Genomic DNA, 21,424 nt, shown 5'->3' on the forward strand with positions numbered 1-21,424 from the left:
GAGCGGGATGCGCCGTCTTGCTGTCGTCATCGGGGGCCTGCTGCTGCTGGGCGGTGCCGCGCTCGTGGTCGTCGCCGATCAGGAGCGCGCCGCCTCCGTCGCCGCGGTGAAGGCGGAGATCGCGCGCGTCGAGGATGCGCTGGAGGCGTCGCGCGGAGACAACCTGGAGCTGGCCGCGCAGCTCACGGCCCTGCGCGCCCAGATCGCGGAGCAGGATGCGAAGATCGCCGACACCACGGGGTTCCTGAAGTGATCCGGCGCGTGCTCGCGGTCACCCTGTCTGCCGCCGTGCTGCTCGCCGTCGGCGTGCTCGCCCGCGCCGACGCACTGGAGCACGAGCGGCTCGACGCGATCGCCGAGCTGCGCGCCCTCACCGGGCAGTACCGCGATGCCACCCAGCGCACCGACTATCTGGCCGCCTCGATCGAAAGCGCCGAGCAGACGACGTCCGATCGGGCAGCGGTGCTGGAGGTGCGCCCGGCGTTCCTCACCGAGCTCGCGGCGCTGAACACCGCCCTGCAGGGCGCCGACGGCAAGGTCGACACGGCCACGCATCGCGCTTCGGCGCTGTCGGTGCAGCAGACCGTGCTCGCCGAAGACGACGACCCCGCCACGGTGGTCGCGGCCACGGCCACGATCCATGCGATCACGGCCAAGATCGGCACCGAGGTCGCGTCGTGGCAGGCGTCGCAGAACCCGGGCCCGGGCGGCCCCGCCTGGAGCACGAGCGGGCCGGACGGCTACGCGCGCGTGCGCGCCGCCCTCGACCGCGTGGGCGGTGGCGGCGTGGGGCTGTACGAGTCGTCGTCGTGTGCCGGCGGCAACGCCCCCGCGTGCGCGAACAGCAACGGGTACATCAAGTACCGCGCCGACATCGCGGGCTGGAGCACCGGCCGCCTGAACTGGGCGATGGCGCACGAGCTGGCGCACATCTACCAGTTCCGCGTGTGGGGCGCCCTCACCTCGTCGGGCTCCTACGGGGCGCTGTTCGGCAACGACCCGGAGTTCCTCGCCAACTGCATGGCCGTGGTGCGCGGCTTCCCCGGATCGGTGGGCTGCAACGGCGAGCAGCAGGCCTGGGCGTCGGGCATCTGGGTGGGCGCGGTGCGCTGAGGCTCCGCTCAGTCGACCGGGGTCCTGGTGTCGATCGCGGCACGCAGCGGCCGGCGCATGGCCCGCCAGTAGGCGGTCGGGGCGAGCCGCACGAGCGCGTCGATCAGTCGTGCCTCCCGTCCGACCATCGTGCGGGCGGCCCGGCGCTCGGTGGCGCGGACGATGCGCGCAGCCGCGTCGGCGGGGTCGGTGTGGTACATCGCGGCCTGCGCGGCGGCAGCGCGGGCGGCCACCGCGGGGTCGATCGCGGCGGCGTACCGCCCGTGCAGGATGATGCCGGTGCGCACACCCGCCGGGTAGACCGCGCCGACCGAGACGGTCGTGCCCTCGAGCTCGTGGCGCAGCGCCTCGGAGAAGCCGCGGACGGCGAACTTGCTCAGCGCGTACGGGATGCGGCCGGCGGGAGCGGCCAGGGCGTACACGCTCGCCAGGTGCGTGATGTGGGCGGCCGGCGCGGCACGGAGCGACGGCAGCAGGGCCTTGGTGATCGACACCGTGCCCCAGAGGTTCACGTCGGTCAGCCAGCGCATCTCCTCCATGGTCAGCTGGTCGAGGTCGCCGAGCATGGACGAGCCGGCGCACGTGATCAGGGCGGTGATCCGCGGATGCACGGCGGCGATCTGCGCGGCGGTCGCGAAGACCGCGTCGTCGTCGCGGAGGTCGACCACGTGCGTCGTCACGGTGGTGCCGGCCAGCTCGGTCGCGAGGGCGTCGAGCGCGGCACGGTCGTGGTCGAGGAGGGCCAGGTGCACGCCGCGGGGAGCGAGCAGCCTCGCGATCTCGGCCCCCATGCCGTTCGCGGCGCCTGTGATGACGGTGGTGCTGCCGACCAGGTCGAGATGCTTCATCGCCGCCTCCCTGCGCGTGCGATCCGGGCGGTCGCCGACCGATGTCGGACGCCTGCGAGATGCTGGATGCCGAACCATTCTGGCCGAGACCGGGCCGCATCGATACCGGTACGCTCGTGGAGAGGAGGTGCCGGTGGGACGGACTGCGGATGCCATCGCCGAAGGCGTCGCGATCGCGACGGCCGCCGCGCGCCTCGCCGTGAAGAACCACATCCTCATCGGCACCATCGCAGAGGGCGGCGTGTTCGATCTCGACCGCTACGTCGACGACGCGCGCGAGGCCCTGCGCGCGATGGCCGAGGAGTCGGAGGAGGCGGCGGCCACCGTCACGGCGCTGCGCAAGCGGGCCAGGGGGCGGCACTCCGATCCGGTCGGCACGCACGACTACCGCGACCGCGATGTGCGCAACCTCCGTCGCCGCGCGAAGCAGTCGACCGGGGTGGCCCAGCGGCTGCGGGAGATGATGGACGACCGGCAGCAGCTCGAGGCGATCGTCGAGGAGGCGAGGGCCGCGGCATGGGCCGACGTCCGCCACAACCTCGACCGGCGGCTGCGCGTGGAGGGCATGCGACCGGAGCAGGACCCCGACTACGCGCGGATGCGCGAGGCCCGGATGCAGGCGCTGCGCCTTGTGGACCTGCAGGCGCTGTCGTCGGCGCAGCGGGCGAAGGAGAAGCGCCGCAAGAAGCAGGAGAAGGCGGCAGCGAAGGGCGACTGACCCCTCGTTTCGCTTTCGTCTCGCGACTGTTGTAGGCTGTTCTACGGCCCGCTGAGCGGGCTGGGCGCCCGTAGCTCAATGGATAGAGCATCTGACTACGGATCAGAAGGTTAGGGGTTCGAGTCCCTTCGGGCGCACACTGTGTTGAGACAGTGACGATACGGCCTCCGCTTCGGCGGGGGCCGTTTCTGCATCCCGGACGGATGTCTCAGTCCGTGTCGAGCAGGCTCGTGATCGCGGGGTCGCGGCGGGCGACGTCGGACGCCGTGGTCAGGATGACCTGCCGCATGGCGGCGACCGCGACGGCGGGGCTGACGTCGGACCGGTGGGCCAGGCTGACGGTGCGGGTCATGGCGGGGTGGGCGAGCCGCACGGACCGCAGCGTCGGCCGGTCGAACAGGACCATCGCGGGCACCACGGCGACGCCGAGCCCTCGTTCGACGAAGCGCAGCACGGAGTCCATCTCGCCGCCCTCCAGCACCAGGTTCGGCGTGAGGTCGGCGGCGCGGAAGGCGGCATCGGTCGTGGCCCGCAGCTCGTAGCTCTCGTCGAACGCGATGAGCGGCAGGGTCGCCAGGTGGCTGAGCGGGATCGCGGGGGTGCGCGCGACCGGCGGGCGGGCGGCGGAGGAGACCACGACCAGTTCCTCCGCGAGCAACGGCGTGCGGGTGAGGCTGACCCCGGCCGGCGGCGGACCGTCGGACTGGGTGATGAGGGCCATGTCGACGGCGCCGACCGCGAGCTGCTCGACCAGGAGGCGGGAGCCGCCCTCGATCAGGTGGAGGTCGACCTCGGGGTAGGAGTCGTGGAACGAGCTGAGGGCTTCGGCGACGAGGCTGATGCACAGCGTGGGCGGTGCCCCGAGCCGCACACGGCCGCGCCGGAGCCCCGCGAGTTCGCCCATCTCGTCGCGGATGGCGTCGGCTTCGGCGAGCATGCGCTGGGCGCGGGGGAGCAGTGTCTCCCCGGCCGCCGTCAGCGCGATGTGGCCACGGGCGCGGTGGAACAGCTCGGCGCCGAGTTCGCGTTCGAGCGTGGAGATCTGTCGGCTCAGCGAGGGCTGGGCCAGGTGCAGGTGCTCGGAGGCGCGGGTGAAGTGTCCGAGGCGGGCGACTTCGACGAACCCGCGGAGTTGCTCGAGGTTCATGGCCATAGCCTACCCGTATGGTTTCCACTCGAACTATGCATTGGAGTTATTAGGTTGTCCTAACTAGCGTCGAGACCATGACTGCACCCGAACGACAGATCTCCACCACGGTCCTCGTGATCGGCACCGGCGGCTCCGGCCTGCGGGCGGCGATCGAGGTCGCCGAACACGGCGTCGACGTGCTCGCCGTGGGCAAACGCCCCCGTCAGGACGCCCACACCTCCCTCGCGGCGGGCGGCATCAACGCGGCCCTCGGCACGATGGACGCCGACGACAGCTGGCAGCAGCACGCCGCCGACACCATCAAGGAGAGCTACCTCCTGGCCAACCCGCACACCGTCGAGGTGGTGACGCGCGGCGCCGAGCGCGGCATCCGCGACCTCGAGCGCTGGGGCATGGACTTCGCCCGCGAGGACGATGGTCGCATCTCCCAGCGGTTCTTCGGCGCGCACACCTACCGTCGCACCGCGTTCTCGGGCGACTACACGGGGCTCGAGATCCAGCGCACCCTGGTCCGCAGGGCCGAGCAGCTCGACGTCCCGATCCTCGACAACGTCTACATCACCCGCCTGCTCGTGCGCGACAACGTCGTGTTCGGCGCGTACGGCTTCGACCAGGCCGACGGCACCCGCTATCTCATCCACGCCGACGCCGTGATCCTCGCGGCCGGAGGCCACAACCGCATCTGGCGGCGCACCTCCTCCCGACGCGACGAGAACACGGGCGACTCCTTCCGTCTCGCCGTCGACGCGGGCGCGCGACTGCGCGATCCCGAGCTCGTGCAGTTCCACCCCTCCGGCATCATCGAGCCGGAGAACGCGGCAGGGACGCTCATCTCCGAGGCGGCGCGCGGCGAGGGCGGCATCCTGCGCAACGCGCTCGGCGAGCGATTCATGGAGCGCTACGACCCCGAGCGGAAGGAGCTCTCCACGCGCGACCGCGTCGCGCTCGCCGCGTACACCGAGATCCAGGAGGGGCGCGGCACCGAGAACGGCGGCGTGTGGCTCGACGTGTCGCACCTGCCGCGCGAGACGATCATGACCCGGCTGCCGCGCGTCTACCAGACGATGATGGAGCTGCAGATGCTCGACATCACGACCGACCCGATCGAGATCGCCCCCACCGCGCACTATTCGATGGGCGGCGTCTGGGTGCGGTCCGAGGACCACGGCACCGATGTCGAGGGCCTCTACGCGATCGGCGAGGCGTCGAGCGGGCTGCACGGTGCGAACCGGCTGGGCGGCAACTCGCTGATCGAGCTGCTCGTGTACGGGCGGATCGTCGGTCAGGCGGCGATGGCGCACGCCGCGGGGCTCGACGCCCAGCGGCGGTCGGCGGAGGCGGTCGCGGCGGCCCGCGCCGAGATCGACGACCTGCTCGCGGCCGAAGGGCGCGAGAACGTGCGCGCCCTGCAGCGCGCGATCCGCAACCTCATGACCGAGTACGCCGGCGTGGTGCGCTCGGAGGAGGGGCTGCGGGCCGGGCTCGCCGACCTCGACCTGATCGAAGGGCGCATGGAGGACATCGGCATCCACCCGGACATCGCCGGGTTCCAGGACCTCGCCCACGCGTTCGATCTGAAGGCCTCCGCGCTCGCCGCCCGTGCCACGCTGGAGGCGGCGCGGGAACGGCGCGAGACGCGTGGCTGCCACAACCGCAGCGACTACCCCGACACCGATCCGACGCTGCAGGTCAACCTGGTGTGGTCGCCCGCGACCGGCGTCACCCGCGAGGAGATCCCGCCCGTCCCCGCCGAGATCGCCGAACTGATGCGCGACGTCGACACCGCCGGGAAGCTCGTGGAGTAACCCTCCGGCCCGTCGCTCCTCCCGTCGTTCGTCAGAGCGATCCAGGGAGGAGCGACGGGGGTGTCACTGCCCCGCGGGGTCGTTCTCGCCGACCTGGGGCTGTCCGATCACGCCGATGCCGACCGCCTCGTGGTCGGGTTCGGGGTCGCCCTTCCGCTCCGGTGCCTTCGGCTCCTGGCCCGGGGCCTTCTCGGTGCTCGGCTCTTCGAGCTCCTCCGTGCTCGGCACCTCGGACGGGTCGGCGTCCTCCGGCGACTCGGCCTCCGGCGGAGTGCTCGCCTCGCCCTCGTCCGCGTCGGCGGTGGGGGCGTGCGTGGTCTGGCCCTCCGACGCCGGGGTCGGGGTGGGCGTCTGCGCCTCGGCCGAGAGCTCGTCCGTGGACTCCGGCTCGGGGGCTTCGGGTTCGGGAGTGCTGGTGGTCATGATCGTCCCTTCCTGCGCTGTCGTGCCTCCAGCGTGCCCCGCCGAGCGGCCGAGCTGAAGGGGCTTGACGGGCGGGCGGCCGGGTCCCCGACGCGCTCGGGTTAACCACGATGAACCGAGATGCCGGAACCCGGCGTAGCCTGGAGGGGTGACTGCGTACGTCTCGGCCTTCGACCTGTTCTCCATCGGAGTGGGGCCGTCGAGCTCGCACACCGTCGGCCCCATGCGCGCGGCCGTCGACTTCGCGCAGCGGCTCACGGCGTCGGGCGAGCTGGGCCGCGTCACCCGCGTCGGCTGCACGCTGTACGGCTCCCTCGGCGCGACCGGCATCGGACACGGCACCCCCGACGCGGTGGTCGCCGGGCTCCGCGGCCTCCGCCCCGAGACGTGCGACCCGGCCGCCGTGCGGGCCGCGTGGCAGGAGTTCCCCGACGGCGCCGCCCTGCGCCTCGGCGGGGTCCACGACGTGGCGTTCGCGAAGGACGACATCGTGTTCGCGCCGCGCACGCGTCTGCCCGGTCACCCCAACGCCATGACCCTGACCGCCACCGCCGCGGACGGCGCCGTGGTGGCCGAGGACACCTACTACTCCATCGGCGGCGGGTTCATCCGGCGCGACGGCGAAGCGGCGAAGATCTCGACGGGCGCGTTCCCCTACCCGTACGCCGATGCCGCGTCGCTCCTGGCGCTGTGCGACGAGGAGGGCCTGTCGATCGCGGAGGTCGCGCGCCGCAACGAGATGGCGCTGCGCAGCGAAGCGGAGGTGGCGGCCGGGCTCGACGCCATCTGGGATGCGATGTCGGGGTGCGTCGATGCGGGGCTGCACGCCGACGGTGTGCTGCCGGGGATCCTCAAGGTCAAGCGACGGGCGGGCACGATCCGCGGCCAGCTCGAGGCGGTCGAGGCCGAGGGGCACCGCGAGCTCCCGGGCGAGTGGCTCGGGGCGTTCGCGCTCGCGGTGAACGAGGAGAACGCGGCGGGCGGCCGCGTCGTGACGGCACCGACGAACGGCGCCGCGGGGATCCTTCCGGCCGTGGCGATGTACTGGTGGCGGTTCCTGGCGGACTCCGGTCTCGGCGCCGGCAACGCCGTCACCCCGTACGGCGAGCTCGTCGGCAGCGCGCTGCTGGGCTTCGAGGGCACGCCGCCGCCGGTCACCGCGGCCGAGGAACGCGAAGACCCGGCGGTCGCCGAGGCCAACCGCCGCCGCGGCATCCGTCGCTTCCTGCTCACCGCGACCGCGCTCGGCTCGCTGTTCAAGGCCAATGCCTCCATCTCCGGCGCGGAGGGCGGGTGCCAGGCCGAGGTCGGCTCCGCGTGCGCGATGGCCGCCGGCGGGCTCACGGCCGTGATGGGCGGCACGAACCGCCAGATCGAGAACGCGGCCGAGATCGCCATGGAGCACCACCTCGGCCTCACGTGCGACCCGATCGGCGGGCTGGTGCAGATCCCGTGCATCGAACGGAACGCGATCGCCGCCTCGACCGCGGTGACCGCGGCCCGCCTCGCCCTGCGCGGTGACGGCAGCCACTACGTGTCGCTCGATGCCGTGGTCGAGACCATGCGGCAGACGGGGGCGGACATGTCGACCAAGTACAAGGAGACGAGCGAGGGTGGTCTCGCGGTCAACGTCATCGAGTGCTGAGCGGGCGGGTGTCGGAGCCGGTCGATAGCCTCGGAGCGGACGTCGACGCGCGGGCTGTCGGACCCGGCGGATACCCTCGTGGCGGGGCCGGAGAGCGGGAGGGTGCGGATGGACTCGTTCTGGGAGCCGACGTCCACACGGCGAAGGCAGCAGCCGGTCGTCTCGGTCCGGGCGTCCTCGGATGCCCCGCCCATCGATGGCCGCTGGCCCACGAGCATCCCCGCGGTGGCGCAAGTGCTGCGGGAGGGCATCGTCCTCGACCCCGGTGTGACCTTCCTCGTCGGTGAGAACGGCAGCGGCAAGTCCACCCTGGTGGAGGGCATCGCGATCGCGTACGGCCTGTCGCCCGAGGGCGGCTCGCGGCAGGCGCGACACCGCACCAGGGCGACCGAGTCCGAGCTGTCGAGCTGGTTGCGGCTGCAGCGCGGTATCGGCGCCGATCGCTGGGGCTTCTTCCTCCGCGCCGAGACGATGCACTCCTTCTACACCTACCTGGAGGAGAACCCGTCGACGAGCGGCGCCGAGGTGTCGTTCCACGAGATGAGTCACGGCGAGTCGTTCCTGGCCGTGCTCGAGAGCCGGTTCGACGATCCCGGGTTCTACTGCCTCGACGAGCCGGAGGCCGCGCTGTCGTTCACGTCGACGCTGTCGCTGATGGCCGTGCTGCGGCGCATCGCCGACGAGGGAGGCCAGGTGCTGTGCGCGACGCACTCCCCGGTCCTCGCCGCTCTTCCGGGGGCGACGATCCTGGAGGTGGGGGAGTGGGGTCTGCGCCCGGCGGCCTGGGAAGATCTGGAGCTCGTGCGGCACTGGCGCTCGTTCCTCGGCGAGCCCGGCCGGTACCTGCGACACCTGCTGGACTGAGCCGCGTCCGGCGGGAGGCCGCCGTCGTGCGGGTCGTAGGCTGGCGGGCATGACCGAGCACACCGCACCCCGCCGACGCGGTCGCCCGCGCGGGGGGACGGACTCGCGCGAGCGCATCCTGGCGGCCGCGGTCGACGAGTTCGGCGAGCAGGGGTACGACGGCTCGACGGTCCGCTCGATCGCGGGGCGCGCCGGGGTGGACTCGGCACTCGTGCACCACTACTTCGGCACCAAGGCCGACCTCTTCGCGGAGGCGGTCGGGATACCGCTGCGACCCGACATCGACGTGCCCGGCATCGTCGCGGGGCCGCGGGACGAGGTGGGCGAGCGGCTGGTGCGCTACGTGCTGGAGGCGTTCGAGCGCCCCGAGGTGCGGCGCCGCGGGGTCATGCTGATCCGCACGGCGCTCGGCAGCCGCGTCACCTCGCCGCTGCTCGCGGGCTTCCTGGCGCGCGAGCTGATCGGGCGCATCGCGAAGCTGCTGGCCGTTCCCGATGCGGAGCTGCGCGCGACGCTGGTGGCCTCGCAGATCGCGGGACTGATCGTGACGCGCTACGTTCTGGCGCTCGGGCCCCTCGCGGCGGCGGACATCGGCGACCTCGTGCACCGCGTCGGTCCCACGGTGCAGCGGTACCTGTTCGACTGAGACCGCGGCTCCTCGCCGTTGACCGTGGGGGCACGGCGGGCGCATAATTCATCGCATGATGAATAACGCGGCGGTCGCCATCGCGCAGCTCCGGGTGCGACGGGGAAAGGTGCGGGTGTTCGACGGCGTCGACCTCACCATCCCGCGCGGACAGGTCACCGGACTGCTGGGTCCCTCCGGCTGCGGCAAGACCACCCTCATGCGCTCGATCGTGGGGGTCCAGCGCGTCGAGTCGGGCGACGTGACCGTGCTGGGCGAGCCCGGCGGATCGCGACAGCTCCGGAACCGGGTGGCCTACGGCACCCAGGGTGCGGCGGTGTACGGCGACCTCACGGTGCGGCAGAACCTCGTCTACGTCGCCGCGCTGCTCGGGGCTCCCCGGGGCGATGTGGAGCGCGTGATCGACGAGGTCGGGTTGCGGGGCCAGGCCGGCCAGCTGGTCGAGTCGCTCAGCGGCGGGCAGTCCACGCGCGTCTCCCTCGCGATGGCCCTCGTCGGCGCGCCGGAGCTGATCGTGCTGGACGAGCCGACCGTCGGCCTCGACCCCGTGCTGCGCGCCGAGTTGTGGACCCTGTTCCGCGGCCTGGCCGACCGCGGCGTGACCCTGATCGTCTCCAGCCACGTGATGGACGAGGCGCTGCGCTGCGATCGGCTGCTGCTGATGCGCGACGGGCGGATCATCGCCGACACGACGCCCGCGTCGCTGCTGGCCGACACGGGCGCCGCGGATCCGGAGGCGGCCTTCCTCACGCTGATCGAACGGGACCGTGCGGCAGAGCACATCACGCGCCGATCCCGACGCGGTGCCCGGGAGCACGGAGAGGAGCAGGGGGAATGAACGGCCGCCGCATGTTCGCGACCGCGGCCCGCGTGCTGACGCAGCTGCGGCACGACCCCCGCTCGATCGCGCTGATGCTCGTCGCCCCCAGCCTGCTGGTCGGGCTGTTCGCCTGGCTGTTCGCGGAGCAGGAGGGCGTGTTCGACCAGTTCGGCGGGGCGATCCTGGCACTGTTCCCGTTCATCGTGATGTTCCTCATCACCTCGATCACCACGCTGCGCGAGCGCCGCTCCGGCACCCTCGAACGGCTCATGACCACCCCGCTCGGCAAGGCCGACTTCATCCTCGGGTATGCCCTGGCCTTCGGGCTCATGGCACTGCTGCAGGCGGTGATCACGGTGTCGTTCGCGGTGGGGGTGTGCGGGCTCGACGTGGAGGGCGAGCTGTGGCAGCTGGGCCTGGTCGCGGTGGTCGACGCCCTGCTCGGCACCGCGCTCGGGCTGCTCGCGAGCGCGTTCGCGCAGACGGAGTTCCAGGCGGTGCAGTTCATGCCGGTGCTGGTGTTCCCGCAGATCATCCTCGGCGGGCTGTTCATGCCGCGCGACCAGATGCCCGACGTTCTGCACACGATCTCGGACTGGCTGCCGCTCAGCTACGCGATCGACACGATCAACGCGGTCGCCGCGGGCGACGGCGGGTGGGACGTGTACCGCCCGCTGCTCGTGGTGGTCGCGTTCTGCGTCGGAGCGCTCGTGCTCGCGTCGCTCACGCTGCGGCGTCGCACGGCCTGACCAGGCGGCCTCCGCTCAGCGCGGCGTGCGGTTCTTCGTATGGCGGGTGGGGGCGGCCGACCACGGGTCCTCCGGCCAGGGGTGCTTGGGGTAGCGTCCGCGCATCTCGGCGCGCACCTGCGCGTACGGCCCCGACCAGAACGACGCGAGATCGTCGGTGACTGCGAGCGGACGCCCGGCGGGGGACAGCAGGTGGAACAGCACGGGCACGCGGTCGTCGACGAGTCGGGGAGTCTCGGCCCAGCCGAAGCACTCTTGCAGCTTCACAGCCACGACGGGGCGCGCGGACGCGTCGTCCGCGTCGGGATAGCCGATCCGCACGCGCGAGCCGCTGGGCACCTCGAGCCGCTCGGGGACGAGGGCATCGAGGCGCGACGCCTCGGGCCAGGGGAGCAGCCGGCGCAACGGCGAGGCCAGGTCGATCCGCGCCGCGGGAGTGCCGGCGGCGAGGGCGTCGAGCTCGGGCCCGAGCCACGCGTCGAGGGTCGCGAGCAGGCCGGCATCCGACACGTCGGGCCACGGGTCGCCGAGCTCGCGCCGCACCAGCGACAGACGACGACGCAGGGTGTCGGCCGCCTCCGACCACGCGAACACGCCGAGCCCGTCGCGTTGCAGCGCCCGGCGAACGGCATCTCTGCCCTCGTCGGCGGAGGCACGCACCGGCACCGAAGCTCGCAGGATCGCGCCGATGCGGCGCTCGCGCCTGGCCTGCACGCGTCCGTTCGTGAACGCGGCCTCGACCCGGTCGGTCATCAGGTGCTGTGCGGCCCGCTCCATCTGCGCCTCGGACAGCGCCGCGGCGGCACGGATGATCGCTCCCGACCCTGCCGCCGCACGCCCCGCGGCGCGCGTGACGTCGGCGACCGCGATCCACTCCGACGCCGCGAGCGGTCCGCGCATCCCCGCCCTGGTGCCGGACGCGAGCAGGAACGTCGCCCCGTCCGCCGTGCGCTCGACCCGCTGCGCGATCCGCTCGGGGAAGGCGAGGGCGATCACGAGACCCGTGCCGTCGAGACCGGAGCGGAGTCCCGGCGTCGCGGGGACCAGTCGTCGGAGGCGATCCGCGTCGGTGCGCCACCGGGCGTCGGGAGTGCGTCCGCTGCGGAGAGCGACGAGCGCCTGCGCCGCGTCGGCATCGGCGATGCGCACGTCGCCGCTCAGCAGGGCGACGACATCGGCCGCCAGCGCCGCACCCACGAGCGGACTGCCGTCGCGGAGCGCGCGGGCGAGCCGCGGGTCGGTCGGGATCCGCGCCAGGTCACGGCCCTCGACGGTGGCGCGTCCTTCGTCGTCGATCGCGCCGAGTGCGCCCAGCACCGTCAGGGCGTCCGCCAGGCTGTCGGCCGGCGGTGGGTCGATCAGGCGCAGTCCCGCGCCGCCGGGCGCACCCCAGCACGCGAGCAGCAGTGCGGCATCCGTCAGATCGGCCACCGCGATCTCGGGGGCGGGGCGGGCGGGTGCCGCGGCGTAGGTGCGTTCGTCGACGCAGCGCACCACGATGCCCGGTCCCTGACGCGTGGCGCGGCCGGCGCGCTGCACGCACGAGGAGCGGGGTGCGGCGGTCGTGACGAGTCCCGTCATCCCGCGGGCGGCGTCGCGCTGCGGCTGTCGCGCCAGGCAGCTGTCCACCACCAGGCGCACCCCCGGCACGGTGAGCGACGATTCGGCGAGCGACGTCGTGACGATGATGCGCGGCGGCTCGGAGGCGCGCCTCCCGCGGATCACGGCGTCCTGCGCGGCGGCGGGGAGCTGACCGTGCAGCTCGCGCACGTCGTACGAGCCGTCGGCGTCACGGACGCGGCGGGCGATCTCCGCCACCTCGCGAGCTCCCGGTGCGAAGACCAGCACGTCGGCGGTCGGATCGTCGCGGGTCAGGTCGCGCGCGGCGGAGACGGTGGTGCGGGCGACGTGATCCAGGAACCCCCACGTCACCCCGCGCTCGTCGAGCCGCGGGCCGGGGCTCGGCGCCCACCGCTCGGTGAGCGGAAAGGCGGGCACCGCGTGCTCGACGACGGCAGCCGGACGCTCGTCTGTGCCGATGACGCCGGCGATGCGGGCGGCGTCGAGGGTCGCGGACATCGCGACGAGCGTCAGGTCGTCGCGCAGCTGCCGCACCTCCGACAGCAGTCCGATCAGCAGGTCGGTCTCGAGAGCTCGCTCGTGCACCTCGTCGATGATCACGGCGTCAACGCCGTCCAGGCCCGGGTCGTCGAGCAGCCGCCGCAGCAGCACCCCGGCCGTGACGAACTCGACCCGGGTCGACGGTCCGACGGAGCGCTCGCCGCGCACGGTGAATCCCACGCGCTCGCCCAGGGTGGAGCCGTCGAGCTGCGCGAGTCGTCGGGCCGCTGCGCGTGCCGCCACGCGGCGGGGTTGTGTCACGATCACGCGGCCGGGAACGCGAGAGGCGAGCAGGGGCGGGACGAGTGTGGTCTTGCCGGTGCCGGGCGGAGCGCTCACCACGACCGCATGGTCGGCGTCGAGGGCCGCAGCGACGTCGGGGAGGGCGGCCGCGAACGAGAGCCCAGTGCCGATCGCGGCGAGGTCGAAGGCGGCGGACGTCATCGCCCCAGTCTGCCGGTTCACGACGTGTCCCCTCCTGCGCCGCCGGCCTCCGATCGGGCCCTCAGCCCACCCGAGGCTCGGGAATCGAGGAGTCGTGTACGTCGCCGGACGCAGAAAGCGGATGCCGCGACCCGGTGGGCCGCGGCATCCGCTGTCCTGTCGCGCTTACTCCGCGGTGGCAATCGCGCTTACTCCGCGGCGGCTGCCGGGGGCGCGGGGGGCGGCGGTGTGGTCGGGGCGGGCGTACGCGGCGCCGACGCGGGCGCGGCGGGGGCACCCGCCTCCGCGACGCCGGCACCGATGCCGCGACCGACGGCCTGGCCCTGGATGATCCCGGCGAGGTCGAGCCCGGTCGCGGAGTGCACGCTGTCGAACACCGAGCGCAGAGCCTTCGCGCTGTCGGCGCCGACGACCTGGGAGGCCCCGTCGTCGCCGGAGCCGCCCACGATCGAGACGTTGCCGATCGCGGCGTAGCCCTTGGCGAACTCGGCCATGATCGACGGCAGCACCTCCAGCACCCGCTGCGAGAGGAAGGCGTCCTGGTTGGAGGCGATGGCCTTGGCCTCGGCCTCGACGGCGGCCGCGCGCGCCTCACCCTCGGCACGGATGGCCTCGGCCTCGGCGTTCGCGCGCAGGCGGCGGGCCTCGGCCTCGGCTTCGGCCTGTGCCCGCAGCGCATCGGCGTCACCCGTGGCCTTCGCGATGGCGGCCGCGGCCTCACCGTCGGCCCGGGCCTTGTCGGCCTGCGCCTGCTGCTCGGCGATGCGCGTGCGGGCCTCGGCCTGCTTGACCTGCTCGATCGCGGCGGCCTCGGCGGCGCGCTCACGCGTGTAGAGCTCGGCCTGCGCGCGCGTCTCGGCCTCGTAGCGCTGGGCGTCGGCCACGCGCTTCACGTCGGCGTCGAGCTGAGCCTGCTTGTTCTCCGCCTGCTGCTGCAGCACGGCCTGCTCGGCCTGCGCGCGGGCGAGCTGTTCGGCCTGCTCCGCCTCGGCACGCGCTCGTCCGATGCCGGCGTTCGCGTTGGCGGTGTTGGTGTCGAGCGCCGTCTGCTCGACGAGGTTCGCCTCCTGGTTGGCGATGTTCTTCTGGTTGATCGCGCGGTCGGCGTTGGTCTGCGAGATCTCGGCGGCCTGTCGCTTCGCCTGGATCTCCGGCGCCCCGAGCGACTGGATGTAGCCGACCTTGTCGGTGATGCCCTTGATCTGGAAGGAGTCGAGGATGAGGCCCTGCTCCGCGAGCTCCTGCGAGACGTCGGCCGCGATCTGGTCGGAGAACTTCTTCCGCTCCCGCATGAGCTCGACGACCGAGAGGGTCGCGACGATGCCGCGCAACGCACCCTCGAGCTGCTCGGTGGTGAACTGCTCGATCGCCTTGTCCTGCGACGCGAAGCGCTCCGCGGCACGCCGCACGAGCAGCGGGTCGGAGCCGATCTTCACGATCGCGACGCCGTCGACGTTGAGGGTGACGTTGTCGAGCGACTGCGCCTCCGCGTTGAGCGAGACCTGACGGGAGCGCAGGGAGATGATCTCGTGGCGCTGCGTGATCGGGTTGACGAGGGACTTGCCGTTGACGATCACCGTGACCGGCGACTCCGACAGCTCCGAGCGGCTCGTGCCGTCGGCGGCGATCACCGCGCGCTGCACCTTCTGCTTGCGGCCCGAGATGACGAGCGCCTCATCGGCCCTGGCCACCTTGATCCAGCTGCGGGCGAAGAGCAGCAGGATCAGCAGCAGGATGACCGCTGCGACGACGGCGATACCGATGATGATGAGGATGCCGACGATTCCGGCGATCTCCATGGATGACCTCCCTTGGTCCCCCCGAGGGGGCGGTCTGACGGGCCCGCGCGGTGTGCCGGGACTCGGTTCCACCCTGCCAGAAACCCCGGAGGGCCCGCTCTGCGCGGGGGTGATCGCCGACACATCGGGGAGAAGATGCGGCAGAGGCGGGGTGGGGAGAAGGGCTCATTCCCCGTTCACGCGGTCGCGGTCAGCGGTTGCGGAGCTTCTCCGCGAGGTCGCGCAGCTGGCGCAGCTCGTCGTCGTCGAGCCGGGACATGCGTGACGCGATGGAGCGGCCGTGCACCGTGGCGAGGGAACGGAAGGCCCGGGCACCGGCGTCGGTCGCGCGGATCAGTGCACCGCGGCCGTCATCCGGGTCGGGGCACTTGGCGACGAGCCCGCGGGCGACCATGCGATCGACGAGGCGGGAGACGCTGGGCTGGCTGATCAGCATGTTCGCGGTGATGTCGCGCAGTCGCGCCGTCATGTCGGGGGAGCGGGTGACGGTGAGGAGCACGTCGTATTCGGCCTGCGCGAGCTCGTTGTGATCGAAGTCGGCCATCATGTCCGTGAACAGCTCGTGCTGCGCGCGGAACAGGCTCTCCCAGGCCTCCAGGGCGAGCTTGCGATCGGTCATCCTCACAGCGTAGCGGCCACAGTAAAGGGCCGGTCGGAGAGGCTCCCGACCGGCCCTTGTCCCTTGCACCAAGAGTGTCCTGCAATCACATGCGGTGGATGCCACAGCAAACATTCACCGTGCGATCACTGTATAACGACGAGGTAACGAATGCAACGGTTTGATCACGGAATCTTGGCGCGACGCGCGAGGCCGATCCGACCGAGTCGGCCGGAACCCGCCGCGGGGCGCTCGCGGCTTGCCCTTTATATCGATAGTCATCAATATGGAGTCACGCCCACCTCGCGGTCTCAACCACCCGTTGACCCATCCACCCAGGAGCGCCATGACCGCCACCACCCCCTCCGTCCTCTTCGTCTGCGTGCACAACGCCGGGCGCTCGCAGATGGCCGCGGGGTTCCTCCGCGAGCTCGCCGGTGACCGCATCGAGGTGAGGTCCGCGGGGTCGCTGCCCGCGGACCGCATCAATCCCGTCGCGGTGGAGGCCATGGCCGAGGTCGGGATCGACATCACCGCCGAGCAGCCGAAGGTGCTCACCGTGGACGCCGTCAAGGCGTCGGACGTCGTGATCACGATGGGATGCGGCGACGCGTGCCCCATCTTCCCCGGAAAGCGCTACGAGGACTGGACGCTCGAGGATCCGGCAGGGCAGGGGATCGAGGCGGTGCGGCCGATCCGCGATGACATCCGCACGCGGATCGAGACGCTCGTGGGAGAGCTGATCTGAGCCGAGCTCCGGGCTCACCGTCCGTGGACGCGGGCGTTCCTCGCCCTTTCCCCCGAAGTGGGATATATTGCTGAAACGTAGAACTTCACTCTCCAATACTCCCCAACTGGAGGAACGCGTGACACTCTCAGGTGGTCCGCTCGAGCGTCGGTCGATGAGCGACGAGGCGTTCGTGCGGCTGCAGGACGCCATCATCAGCGGAGAGCTGCCCCCGGGGGAGCGACTGCGCGACTACGAACTCGCGGAACGCCTCGGCACCTCCAAGACACCGATCCGTCATGCGCTCGACCGCCTGGCCGACAACGGGCTCGTCGAGATGCAGCGCAACCGCTACACGCGGGTCGCCCCCATCGATCTCAACCGGGTCCGCAATGCGGTCGACCTGTTCGGCGACATCTGGATCGGCTCGGTGCGTCACGTGCTGCCGGTGATCCAGGACGACGACGTGTCGTATCTGGTCGAGCTCGCGGACGACATGGCGACGGCGGTCAATTCCCGAGACGTCATCGGGTTCGGCGCCGCGCTGCGCGGTGCAGCGACCGGGTTCGCTCGCATCGAGGGCAACGCGGCGCGCGCGACGGTGATCGAGCGGCTCGGTCCTCAGATCCGCCGCTTCAGCCAGCACTCCAAAGACGTGTTCGACTGGGCGGCGGTGGGCGACGTGGTCGCCTCGATCCGTGACGCCCTCGAGGAGCGCGACGCCGTCAAGATCCGCGCCGTGCTCGTCACGCTGTTCGACGAGGTGCTGCCCTCCATCATCGACCGCGCGGAGGCCGAGGGTCTCGCCGGCACGACGGCCGAGTAGGACGAGGACACCGAACGAGGGCGGCCGCGGTGCGGCCGCCCTCGTCGTGTCCGGCGCTCTCGCGCTACGGCGTCAGGCGGTGCAGGTCGCGCGGGAACAGCGTGACCTCGCGGACGTTGGGCGCGTCGACGAGTCGCGCAATCCAGCGCTCCAGGCCGATCGCGAACCCGCCGTGCGGCGGGATCCCGTGCGCGAACGCCTCGAGGTAGCCGCGGTAAGCGTCGGGCGATTCGCCCCCGGCCTCGATCGCGGCGACCAGTTCGGAGTGACGGTGCCGCCGCTGCCCGCCCGTCACCAGCTCCAGCCCCCGGAAGAGCAGGTCGAAGCTGTTGCTCCAGCGCTCGTCGTCGGGTTGCGGGTGCGTGTAGAACGGACGCTTGGCCATCGGGTACCCCTCGACCGCGAGCACGTCGCTGCCGAACTCGGCCATGGCCCACTCGCCGAGCGCGCGCTCGTGCGCCGGTGCCAGGTCGGGCTCGTCGTCGGGCGCCCCCACCAGGCGCAGCGCGTCGCGGAAGTGGACGACCGGGATCTCCTCGGGGATCGTCGGCAGCGGCACCCGGAGCTGCGCCACGGCCGCGGCCGCCTCCGTGCGGATCCCGTCGAGCATTCCTCGCAGCACCTCCCCCAGGAGTGACAGCACGTCGCGGTGGTCGCGGACGAAGCCGAACTCCACATCGAGCGACACGTACTCGGCCAGGTGCCGCACGGTGTCATGGGGCTCTGCGCGGAACACCGGCCCCACCTCGTACACGCGCTCGAACACCCCGACGAGCTGCTGCTTGTAGAACTGCGGGCTCTGCGCCAGGTACGCCGGACGGCCGAAGTAGTCCACGGGGAACACGTTCGCGCCCGACTCCGTCGCGGTCCCCACGATCTTCGGCGTGTGGACCTCGGTGAAGCCGGCGGCGTCGAGCGTGCGGCGGAAGGCCCGCAGGCTCGCGGCCGCCAGTTCCCACGTCGCCCGGCGGGCGGGGTGGCGCCACAGCACCGGCGCGTGGTCGAGCAGCGTGGGCAGCGTCGCGTCGAGGGTCGGCCGCCACAGGTCCACCACGGGGGTCGCTGCGGGCTCGGACAGCAGCTCGATCCGAGGCGAGGCGACCTCGACGCCACCGGGCGCCTGCGGGTTCGCGGATACGGTGCCCGTAACGCGGACGACGGTCTCCTCGGGCGGCAGGCCGCCGTCGGGCAGCTCGCTCGGTCGCAGCACGACCTGCGCCAGCCCGGAGCGGTCGCGCAGGATCAGGAAGGCGACAGAGGCAAGCTCGCGGCGGCGGTGCACGTGGCCGAGGAGCGTGACGCTCCGGCCCGGCGCGGTGCGGGACAGTTCGGTCGCGAGCGTGCGACCGGGGTCGGGTGATCTCATTCTTCCTCCAGGTTGTGGAAGCCCTGGAGGTGCGGGCGGGGGCTAGATCGCGGTGCCACCACACCTTCGCCGGTGAGACACCGGCCTCTCGTCGGTACGCCGGACGCGCGGGGACCGCTTGCCGTCGAGGCCGGGGGTCGTCACGCCCCGCAGTCGCCACCGCCAGTCTAGGGGACCGGGTTCTCGGCAGATCCACAGCATTCCGATATGGGCGTCTCGTACTCTGGGACCTCCAAGGGGAGTACTCCGACACGGTCTGGTCGTCATTACGGATGCATCGCATCCCGGCCCACCGGTCCCGATTCGGGATGGAGAAGACTTTGGCGCTGTTCTGCCACGCCGAATCTGGAGAATCCCTTGGACGTCACCCCTCTCATCTGGGTCATCACGATCGCGGTCACGATCGCGTTCTTCGTGTACGAGTTCTTCGCCCACGTGCGCACGCCGCACGAGCCGACCATCGGTGAATCCGCCCGCTGGTCCATCTTCTACATCAGCCTGGCGCTGCTCTTCGGCGTGGGCATCGGCATGGTCTCCGGGTGGACGTACGGCGGCGAGTACTTCGCCGGGTACCTCACCGAGAAGGCCCTGTCGATCGACAACCTCTTCGTGTTCCTGATCGTCATGACCGGGTTCGCCGTGCCGAAGATCTACCAGCAGAAGGTGCTGATGATCGGCATCGTGATCGCCCTGATCCTGCGCGGCATCTTCATCGCGGTCGGCGCGACGCTGATCGAGAACTTCTCCTGGATCTTCTACGTGTTCGGCGCGCTCCTGCTCTTCCTCGCCTACCGCCAGGCGTTCAGCAACCACGAGAGCAACCCTGCGAACGGCCGCTTCATGACCTTCGTGCGCCGTCACCTCCCCGTCAGCGAGGAGTACAACAACGACCGGCTGACCGTCGTCAAGAACGGGAAGCGCTTCGTCACCCCGATGCTGCTGACCATCATCGCGATCGGGTTCATCGACCTCGTGTTCGCCGTCGACTCGATCCCCGCGATCTACGGTCTCACCGATCAGGCGTACATCGTGTTCACCGCCAACGCGTTCGCCCTCATGGGGCTGCGCCAGCTGTACTTCCTCATCGGCGGACTGCTGGAGCGCCTGGTCTACCTGGCCCAGGGCCTCGCCGTGATCCTCGCGTTCATCGGCGTGAAGCTGGTGCTGCACGCGCTGCACGTCAACGAGGTCCCCTTCATCAACAACGGCGAGCCGATGCTGTGGGCGCCCGAGATCCCGATCTGGTTCTCGCTGCTCTTCATCGCCGCGACCATCGCCGTCGCCACCGTCGCGAGTCTCCTCAAGACCCGCAAGACCTCGTCCCTTCCCCCCACGACCGGCACCACCCCCATCGACAAGGAGCACTCTTGAGCGCGCAGCGCTGTTCTGACTCTTCGGACTCTGACAGTACGAGCGCCCGGTTCATCCCGGGCGCTCACCCCGCACCCGGAGAGGAAGCCCGCTGATGGGCGACCTGCTCCTGAACATCGCCCTCGTCCTCGTGTTCGTGCTGATCGGCGGCGTCTTCGCGGCGACCGAGATGGCGCTGGTCACGCTGCGAGAGAGCCAGATCAACGCGATCGGCCAGCGCGGGAAGCGCGGCGCCAAGGTCGCCGGGCTGGCCCGCAACCCCAACACCTTCCTCTCGGCGGTGCAGATCGGCGTGACCGTGGCGGGCTTCGCGTCTGCCGCCTACGGCGCCACCTCGATCGCTCCGTCGCTCGCGCCCCTGTTCGAGAGCTGGGGACTCGCCCCCGCCGTGGCGCTCACGGTCGCCACCCTCGTGCTCACCCTCGTGATCGCGTACCTGTCGCTCGTGCTCGGCGAGCTCGTGCCGAAGCGTCTCGCGATCCAGCGCAACGCCCAGTTCGCGTATGCCGTCGCCCCGGCCCTGAACGGCTTCGCGACCGTCATGCGACCGGTGATCTGGCTGCTGTCCGTGTCGACGAACGCCCTCGTGCGGCTGCTCGGCGGCGACCCGCACAAGACCAGCGATGAGCTCACCGACGAGGAGGTGCGCGACATCGTCGCGACGCACCAGGGGCTGCCCGACGACGAGCGCCGCATCCTCGACGACGTGCTGTCGCTGCGCGGCCGCCAGGTGAGCGAGGTCATGCGACCGCGACCCGAGGTGGTGGCGCTCGACCAGGCCGCCACCGTGGGCGCTGCCATGCAGCAGGTGCGGGAGCTGCCGTTCTCGCGCTACCCGGTGTCGGACACCTCGATCGACGACATCACCGGGTTCGTGCACGTGCGCGACCTGTTCGAGGCCGCGGCCGACGACCCGGAGCGACCGCTGGCGGCCCTCGTGCGCCGGATCCCCTACATCCCCTCGACCGCCCGGGTGCTGCCGACGCTGACCCGCATGCGCGCGGAGGGCCACCACATCGCGGTCGTCGTCGACGAGTACGGCGGCACGGACGGGCTCGTGACGCTCGAGGACCTGGTGGAGGAGGTCGTCGGCGAGATCTTCGACGAGTACGACGCCGAGGTGTTCATCTCGGCCGACGACGGGCTCGACGGACGCCTCAACCTGCAGGACTTCGAGGAGGCCACCGGGCTGGCCATGCCGCGCGGATCGTCGGACACCATCGCCGGATTCGTCACGGAACAGCTCGGACGCCTCGCGGTGGTCGGCGACACGGTCGAGGTGCCCGGCGCGACCATCCAGGTGGCAGAGGTGGATCGGCGCCGGATCGCCCGGGTGCGGGTGACGCTGCACGCCGAGCCGGAGCCCGCCGCGGAGCACTGAACGCGGGGCG

General features: G+C 71.7%; 20 protein-coding genes and 1 tRNA gene. 14 read left to right on the plus strand and 7 right to left on the minus strand.

Translation table 11 applies throughout. From position 1 onward, the window contains the following. Positions 1-7 precede the first annotated feature (7 nt). Positions 8-253 (plus strand): hypothetical protein, encoded by a 246-nt coding sequence (locus ACWH95_RS08415; RefSeq protein ID WP_136028972.1) that lies wholly within the window; start codon positions 8-10, stop codon positions 251-253. After that, positions 250-1,113, plus strand: coding sequence for a hypothetical protein (locus ACWH95_RS08420; protein ID WP_454120522.1), 864 nt, complete (start codon positions 250-252; stop codon positions 1,111-1,113). Before ACWH95_RS08415 ends, ACWH95_RS08420 begins: the two co-directional genes overlap by 4 nt. An 8-nt stretch (positions 1,114-1,121) precedes the next feature. On the opposite strand, the gene ACWH95_RS08425 is transcribed toward ACWH95_RS08420, so the two are convergent. After that, positions 1,122-1,961: an SDR family NAD(P)-dependent oxidoreductase gene (locus ACWH95_RS08425; RefSeq protein ID WP_136028976.1), complete on the minus strand. Its 840-nt coding sequence runs from the start codon at positions 1,959-1,961 to the stop codon at positions 1,122-1,124. Between the two features lie 133 nt (positions 1,962-2,094). Here ACWH95_RS08425 and ACWH95_RS08430 point away from each other — a divergent pair, with 133 nt between their 5' ends. Together ACWH95_RS08430 and ACWH95_RS08435 are read left to right on the plus strand one after the other, a co-directional pair. Continuing rightward, on the plus strand, positions 2,095-2,679 hold the full coding sequence (locus ACWH95_RS08430) for an asparagine synthase (protein ID WP_136028978.1): 585 nt from the start codon (positions 2,095-2,097) through the stop codon (positions 2,677-2,679). A 64-nt stretch (positions 2,680-2,743) separates the two neighbouring features. Then, positions 2,744-2,816: transfer RNA gene (locus ACWH95_RS08435), tRNA-Arg, on the plus strand. Between the two features lie 71 nt (positions 2,817-2,887). Here the strand turns inward: ACWH95_RS08435 and ACWH95_RS08440 are convergent. After that, positions 2,888-3,832 carry a LysR family transcriptional regulator gene (locus tag ACWH95_RS08440; RefSeq protein ID WP_372490570.1) on the minus strand — a complete coding sequence of 315 codons (945 nt, stop codon included), beginning with the start codon at positions 3,830-3,832 and terminating at the stop codon, positions 2,888-2,890. A 71-nt stretch (positions 3,833-3,903) separates the two neighbouring features. On the opposite strand from ACWH95_RS08440, the gene ACWH95_RS08445 reads away from it, so the two are divergent. After that, positions 3,904-5,634 carry an L-aspartate oxidase gene (locus ACWH95_RS08445; RefSeq protein WP_136045092.1) on the plus strand — a complete coding sequence of 577 codons (1,731 nt, stop codon included), beginning with the start codon at positions 3,904-3,906 and terminating at the stop codon, positions 5,632-5,634. A 63-nt stretch (positions 5,635-5,697) separates the two neighbouring features. On the opposite strand, the gene ACWH95_RS08450 is transcribed toward ACWH95_RS08445, so the two are convergent. Beyond that, on the minus strand, positions 5,698-6,057 hold the full coding sequence (locus ACWH95_RS08450; RefSeq protein WP_136028985.1) for a hypothetical protein: 360 nt from the start codon (positions 6,055-6,057) through the stop codon (positions 5,698-5,700). A gap of 148 nt (positions 6,058-6,205) precedes the next feature. Between ACWH95_RS08450 and ACWH95_RS08455 the strand changes: the two genes are divergently transcribed. The 5 genes from ACWH95_RS08455 to ACWH95_RS08475 all read left to right on the plus strand — a co-directional run bounded on the left by ACWH95_RS08455 (position 6,206) and on the right by ACWH95_RS08475 (position 10,781). Further along, the gene (locus ACWH95_RS08455) at positions 6,206-7,702 is read left to right on the plus strand and encodes an L-serine ammonia-lyase, iron-sulfur-dependent, subunit alpha (protein WP_454120523.1); all 1,497 of its coding nucleotides are present in this window, start codon (positions 6,206-6,208) and stop codon (positions 7,700-7,702) included. Between the two features lie 108 nt (positions 7,703-7,810). Further along, a complete protein-coding gene (locus ACWH95_RS08460; RefSeq protein WP_454120524.1) occupies positions 7,811-8,566 on the plus strand; it encodes an AAA family ATPase in 756 nt (251 codons plus the stop codon). A 49-nt stretch (positions 8,567-8,615) separates the two neighbouring features. Beyond that, positions 8,616-9,212: a TetR/AcrR family transcriptional regulator gene (locus ACWH95_RS08465; protein ID WP_136028991.1), complete on the plus strand. Its 597-nt coding sequence runs from the start codon at positions 8,616-8,618 to the stop codon at positions 9,210-9,212. Between the two features lie 55 nt (positions 9,213-9,267). Beyond that, positions 9,268-10,050 carry an ABC transporter ATP-binding protein gene (locus tag ACWH95_RS08470; protein WP_247982796.1) on the plus strand — a complete coding sequence of 261 codons (783 nt, stop codon included), beginning with the start codon at positions 9,268-9,270 and terminating at the stop codon, positions 10,048-10,050. After that, positions 10,047-10,781 carry an ABC transporter permease gene (locus tag ACWH95_RS08475; protein WP_136028994.1) on the plus strand — a complete coding sequence of 245 codons (735 nt, stop codon included), beginning with the start codon at positions 10,047-10,049 and terminating at the stop codon, positions 10,779-10,781. The genes ACWH95_RS08470 and ACWH95_RS08475 overlap by 4 nt, the downstream gene beginning before the upstream one ends. Positions 10,782-10,796: 15 nt before the next feature. Here ACWH95_RS08475 and hrpB read toward each other — a convergent pair whose 3' ends face one another. The 3 genes from hrpB to ACWH95_RS08490 all read right to left on the minus strand — a co-directional run bounded on the left by hrpB (position 10,797) and on the right by ACWH95_RS08490 (position 15,764). Beyond that, positions 10,797-13,346, minus strand: coding sequence for an ATP-dependent helicase HrpB (hrpB, locus tag ACWH95_RS08480; protein ID WP_454120525.1), 2,550 nt, complete (start codon positions 13,344-13,346; stop codon positions 10,797-10,799). Positions 13,347-13,534: 188 nt separating this feature from the next. Further along, the gene (locus ACWH95_RS08485; RefSeq protein WP_206251771.1) at positions 13,535-15,145 is read right to left on the minus strand and encodes a flotillin family protein; all 1,611 of its coding nucleotides are present in this window, start codon (positions 15,143-15,145) and stop codon (positions 13,535-13,537) included. 190 nt (positions 15,146-15,335) lie between these two features. Then, positions 15,336-15,764 (minus strand): MarR family winged helix-turn-helix transcriptional regulator, encoded by a 429-nt coding sequence (locus ACWH95_RS08490; RefSeq protein WP_136031703.1) that lies wholly within the window; start codon positions 15,762-15,764, stop codon positions 15,336-15,338. Positions 15,765-16,089: 325 nt separating this feature from the next. Here ACWH95_RS08490 and ACWH95_RS08495 point away from each other — a divergent pair, with 325 nt between their 5' ends. Together ACWH95_RS08495 and ACWH95_RS08500 are read left to right on the plus strand one after the other, a co-directional pair. Continuing rightward, the gene (locus tag ACWH95_RS08495) at positions 16,090-16,491 is read left to right on the plus strand and encodes an arsenate reductase ArsC (RefSeq protein WP_206251770.1); all 402 of its coding nucleotides are present in this window, start codon (positions 16,090-16,092) and stop codon (positions 16,489-16,491) included. 154 nt (positions 16,492-16,645) lie between these two features. After that, a complete protein-coding gene (locus ACWH95_RS08500; protein ID WP_136031707.1) occupies positions 16,646-17,296 on the plus strand; it encodes a GntR family transcriptional regulator in 651 nt (216 codons plus the stop codon). A gap of 64 nt (positions 17,297-17,360) precedes the next feature. Here ACWH95_RS08500 and aspS read toward each other — a convergent pair whose 3' ends face one another. Continuing rightward, a complete protein-coding gene (gene aspS / locus ACWH95_RS08505) occupies positions 17,361-18,662 on the minus strand; it encodes an aspartate--tRNA(Asn) ligase (protein ID WP_454120526.1) in 1,302 nt (433 codons plus the stop codon). 357 nt (positions 18,663-19,019) lie between these two features. On the opposite strand from aspS, the gene ACWH95_RS08510 reads away from it, so the two are divergent. Together ACWH95_RS08510 and ACWH95_RS08515 are read left to right on the plus strand one after the other, a co-directional pair. Beyond that, positions 19,020-20,033 carry a TerC family protein gene (locus tag ACWH95_RS08510; RefSeq protein ID WP_136036781.1) on the plus strand — a complete coding sequence of 338 codons (1,014 nt, stop codon included), beginning with the start codon at positions 19,020-19,022 and terminating at the stop codon, positions 20,031-20,033. A 94-nt stretch (positions 20,034-20,127) separates the two neighbouring features. Continuing rightward, positions 20,128-21,414: a hemolysin family protein gene (locus ACWH95_RS08515; RefSeq protein WP_454120527.1), complete on the plus strand. Its 1,287-nt coding sequence runs from the start codon at positions 20,128-20,130 to the stop codon at positions 21,412-21,414. Positions 21,415-21,424 lie beyond the last annotated feature (10 nt).

The sequence above is a fragment of the Microbacterium sp. NPDC055502 genome, from assembly GCF_053643635.1.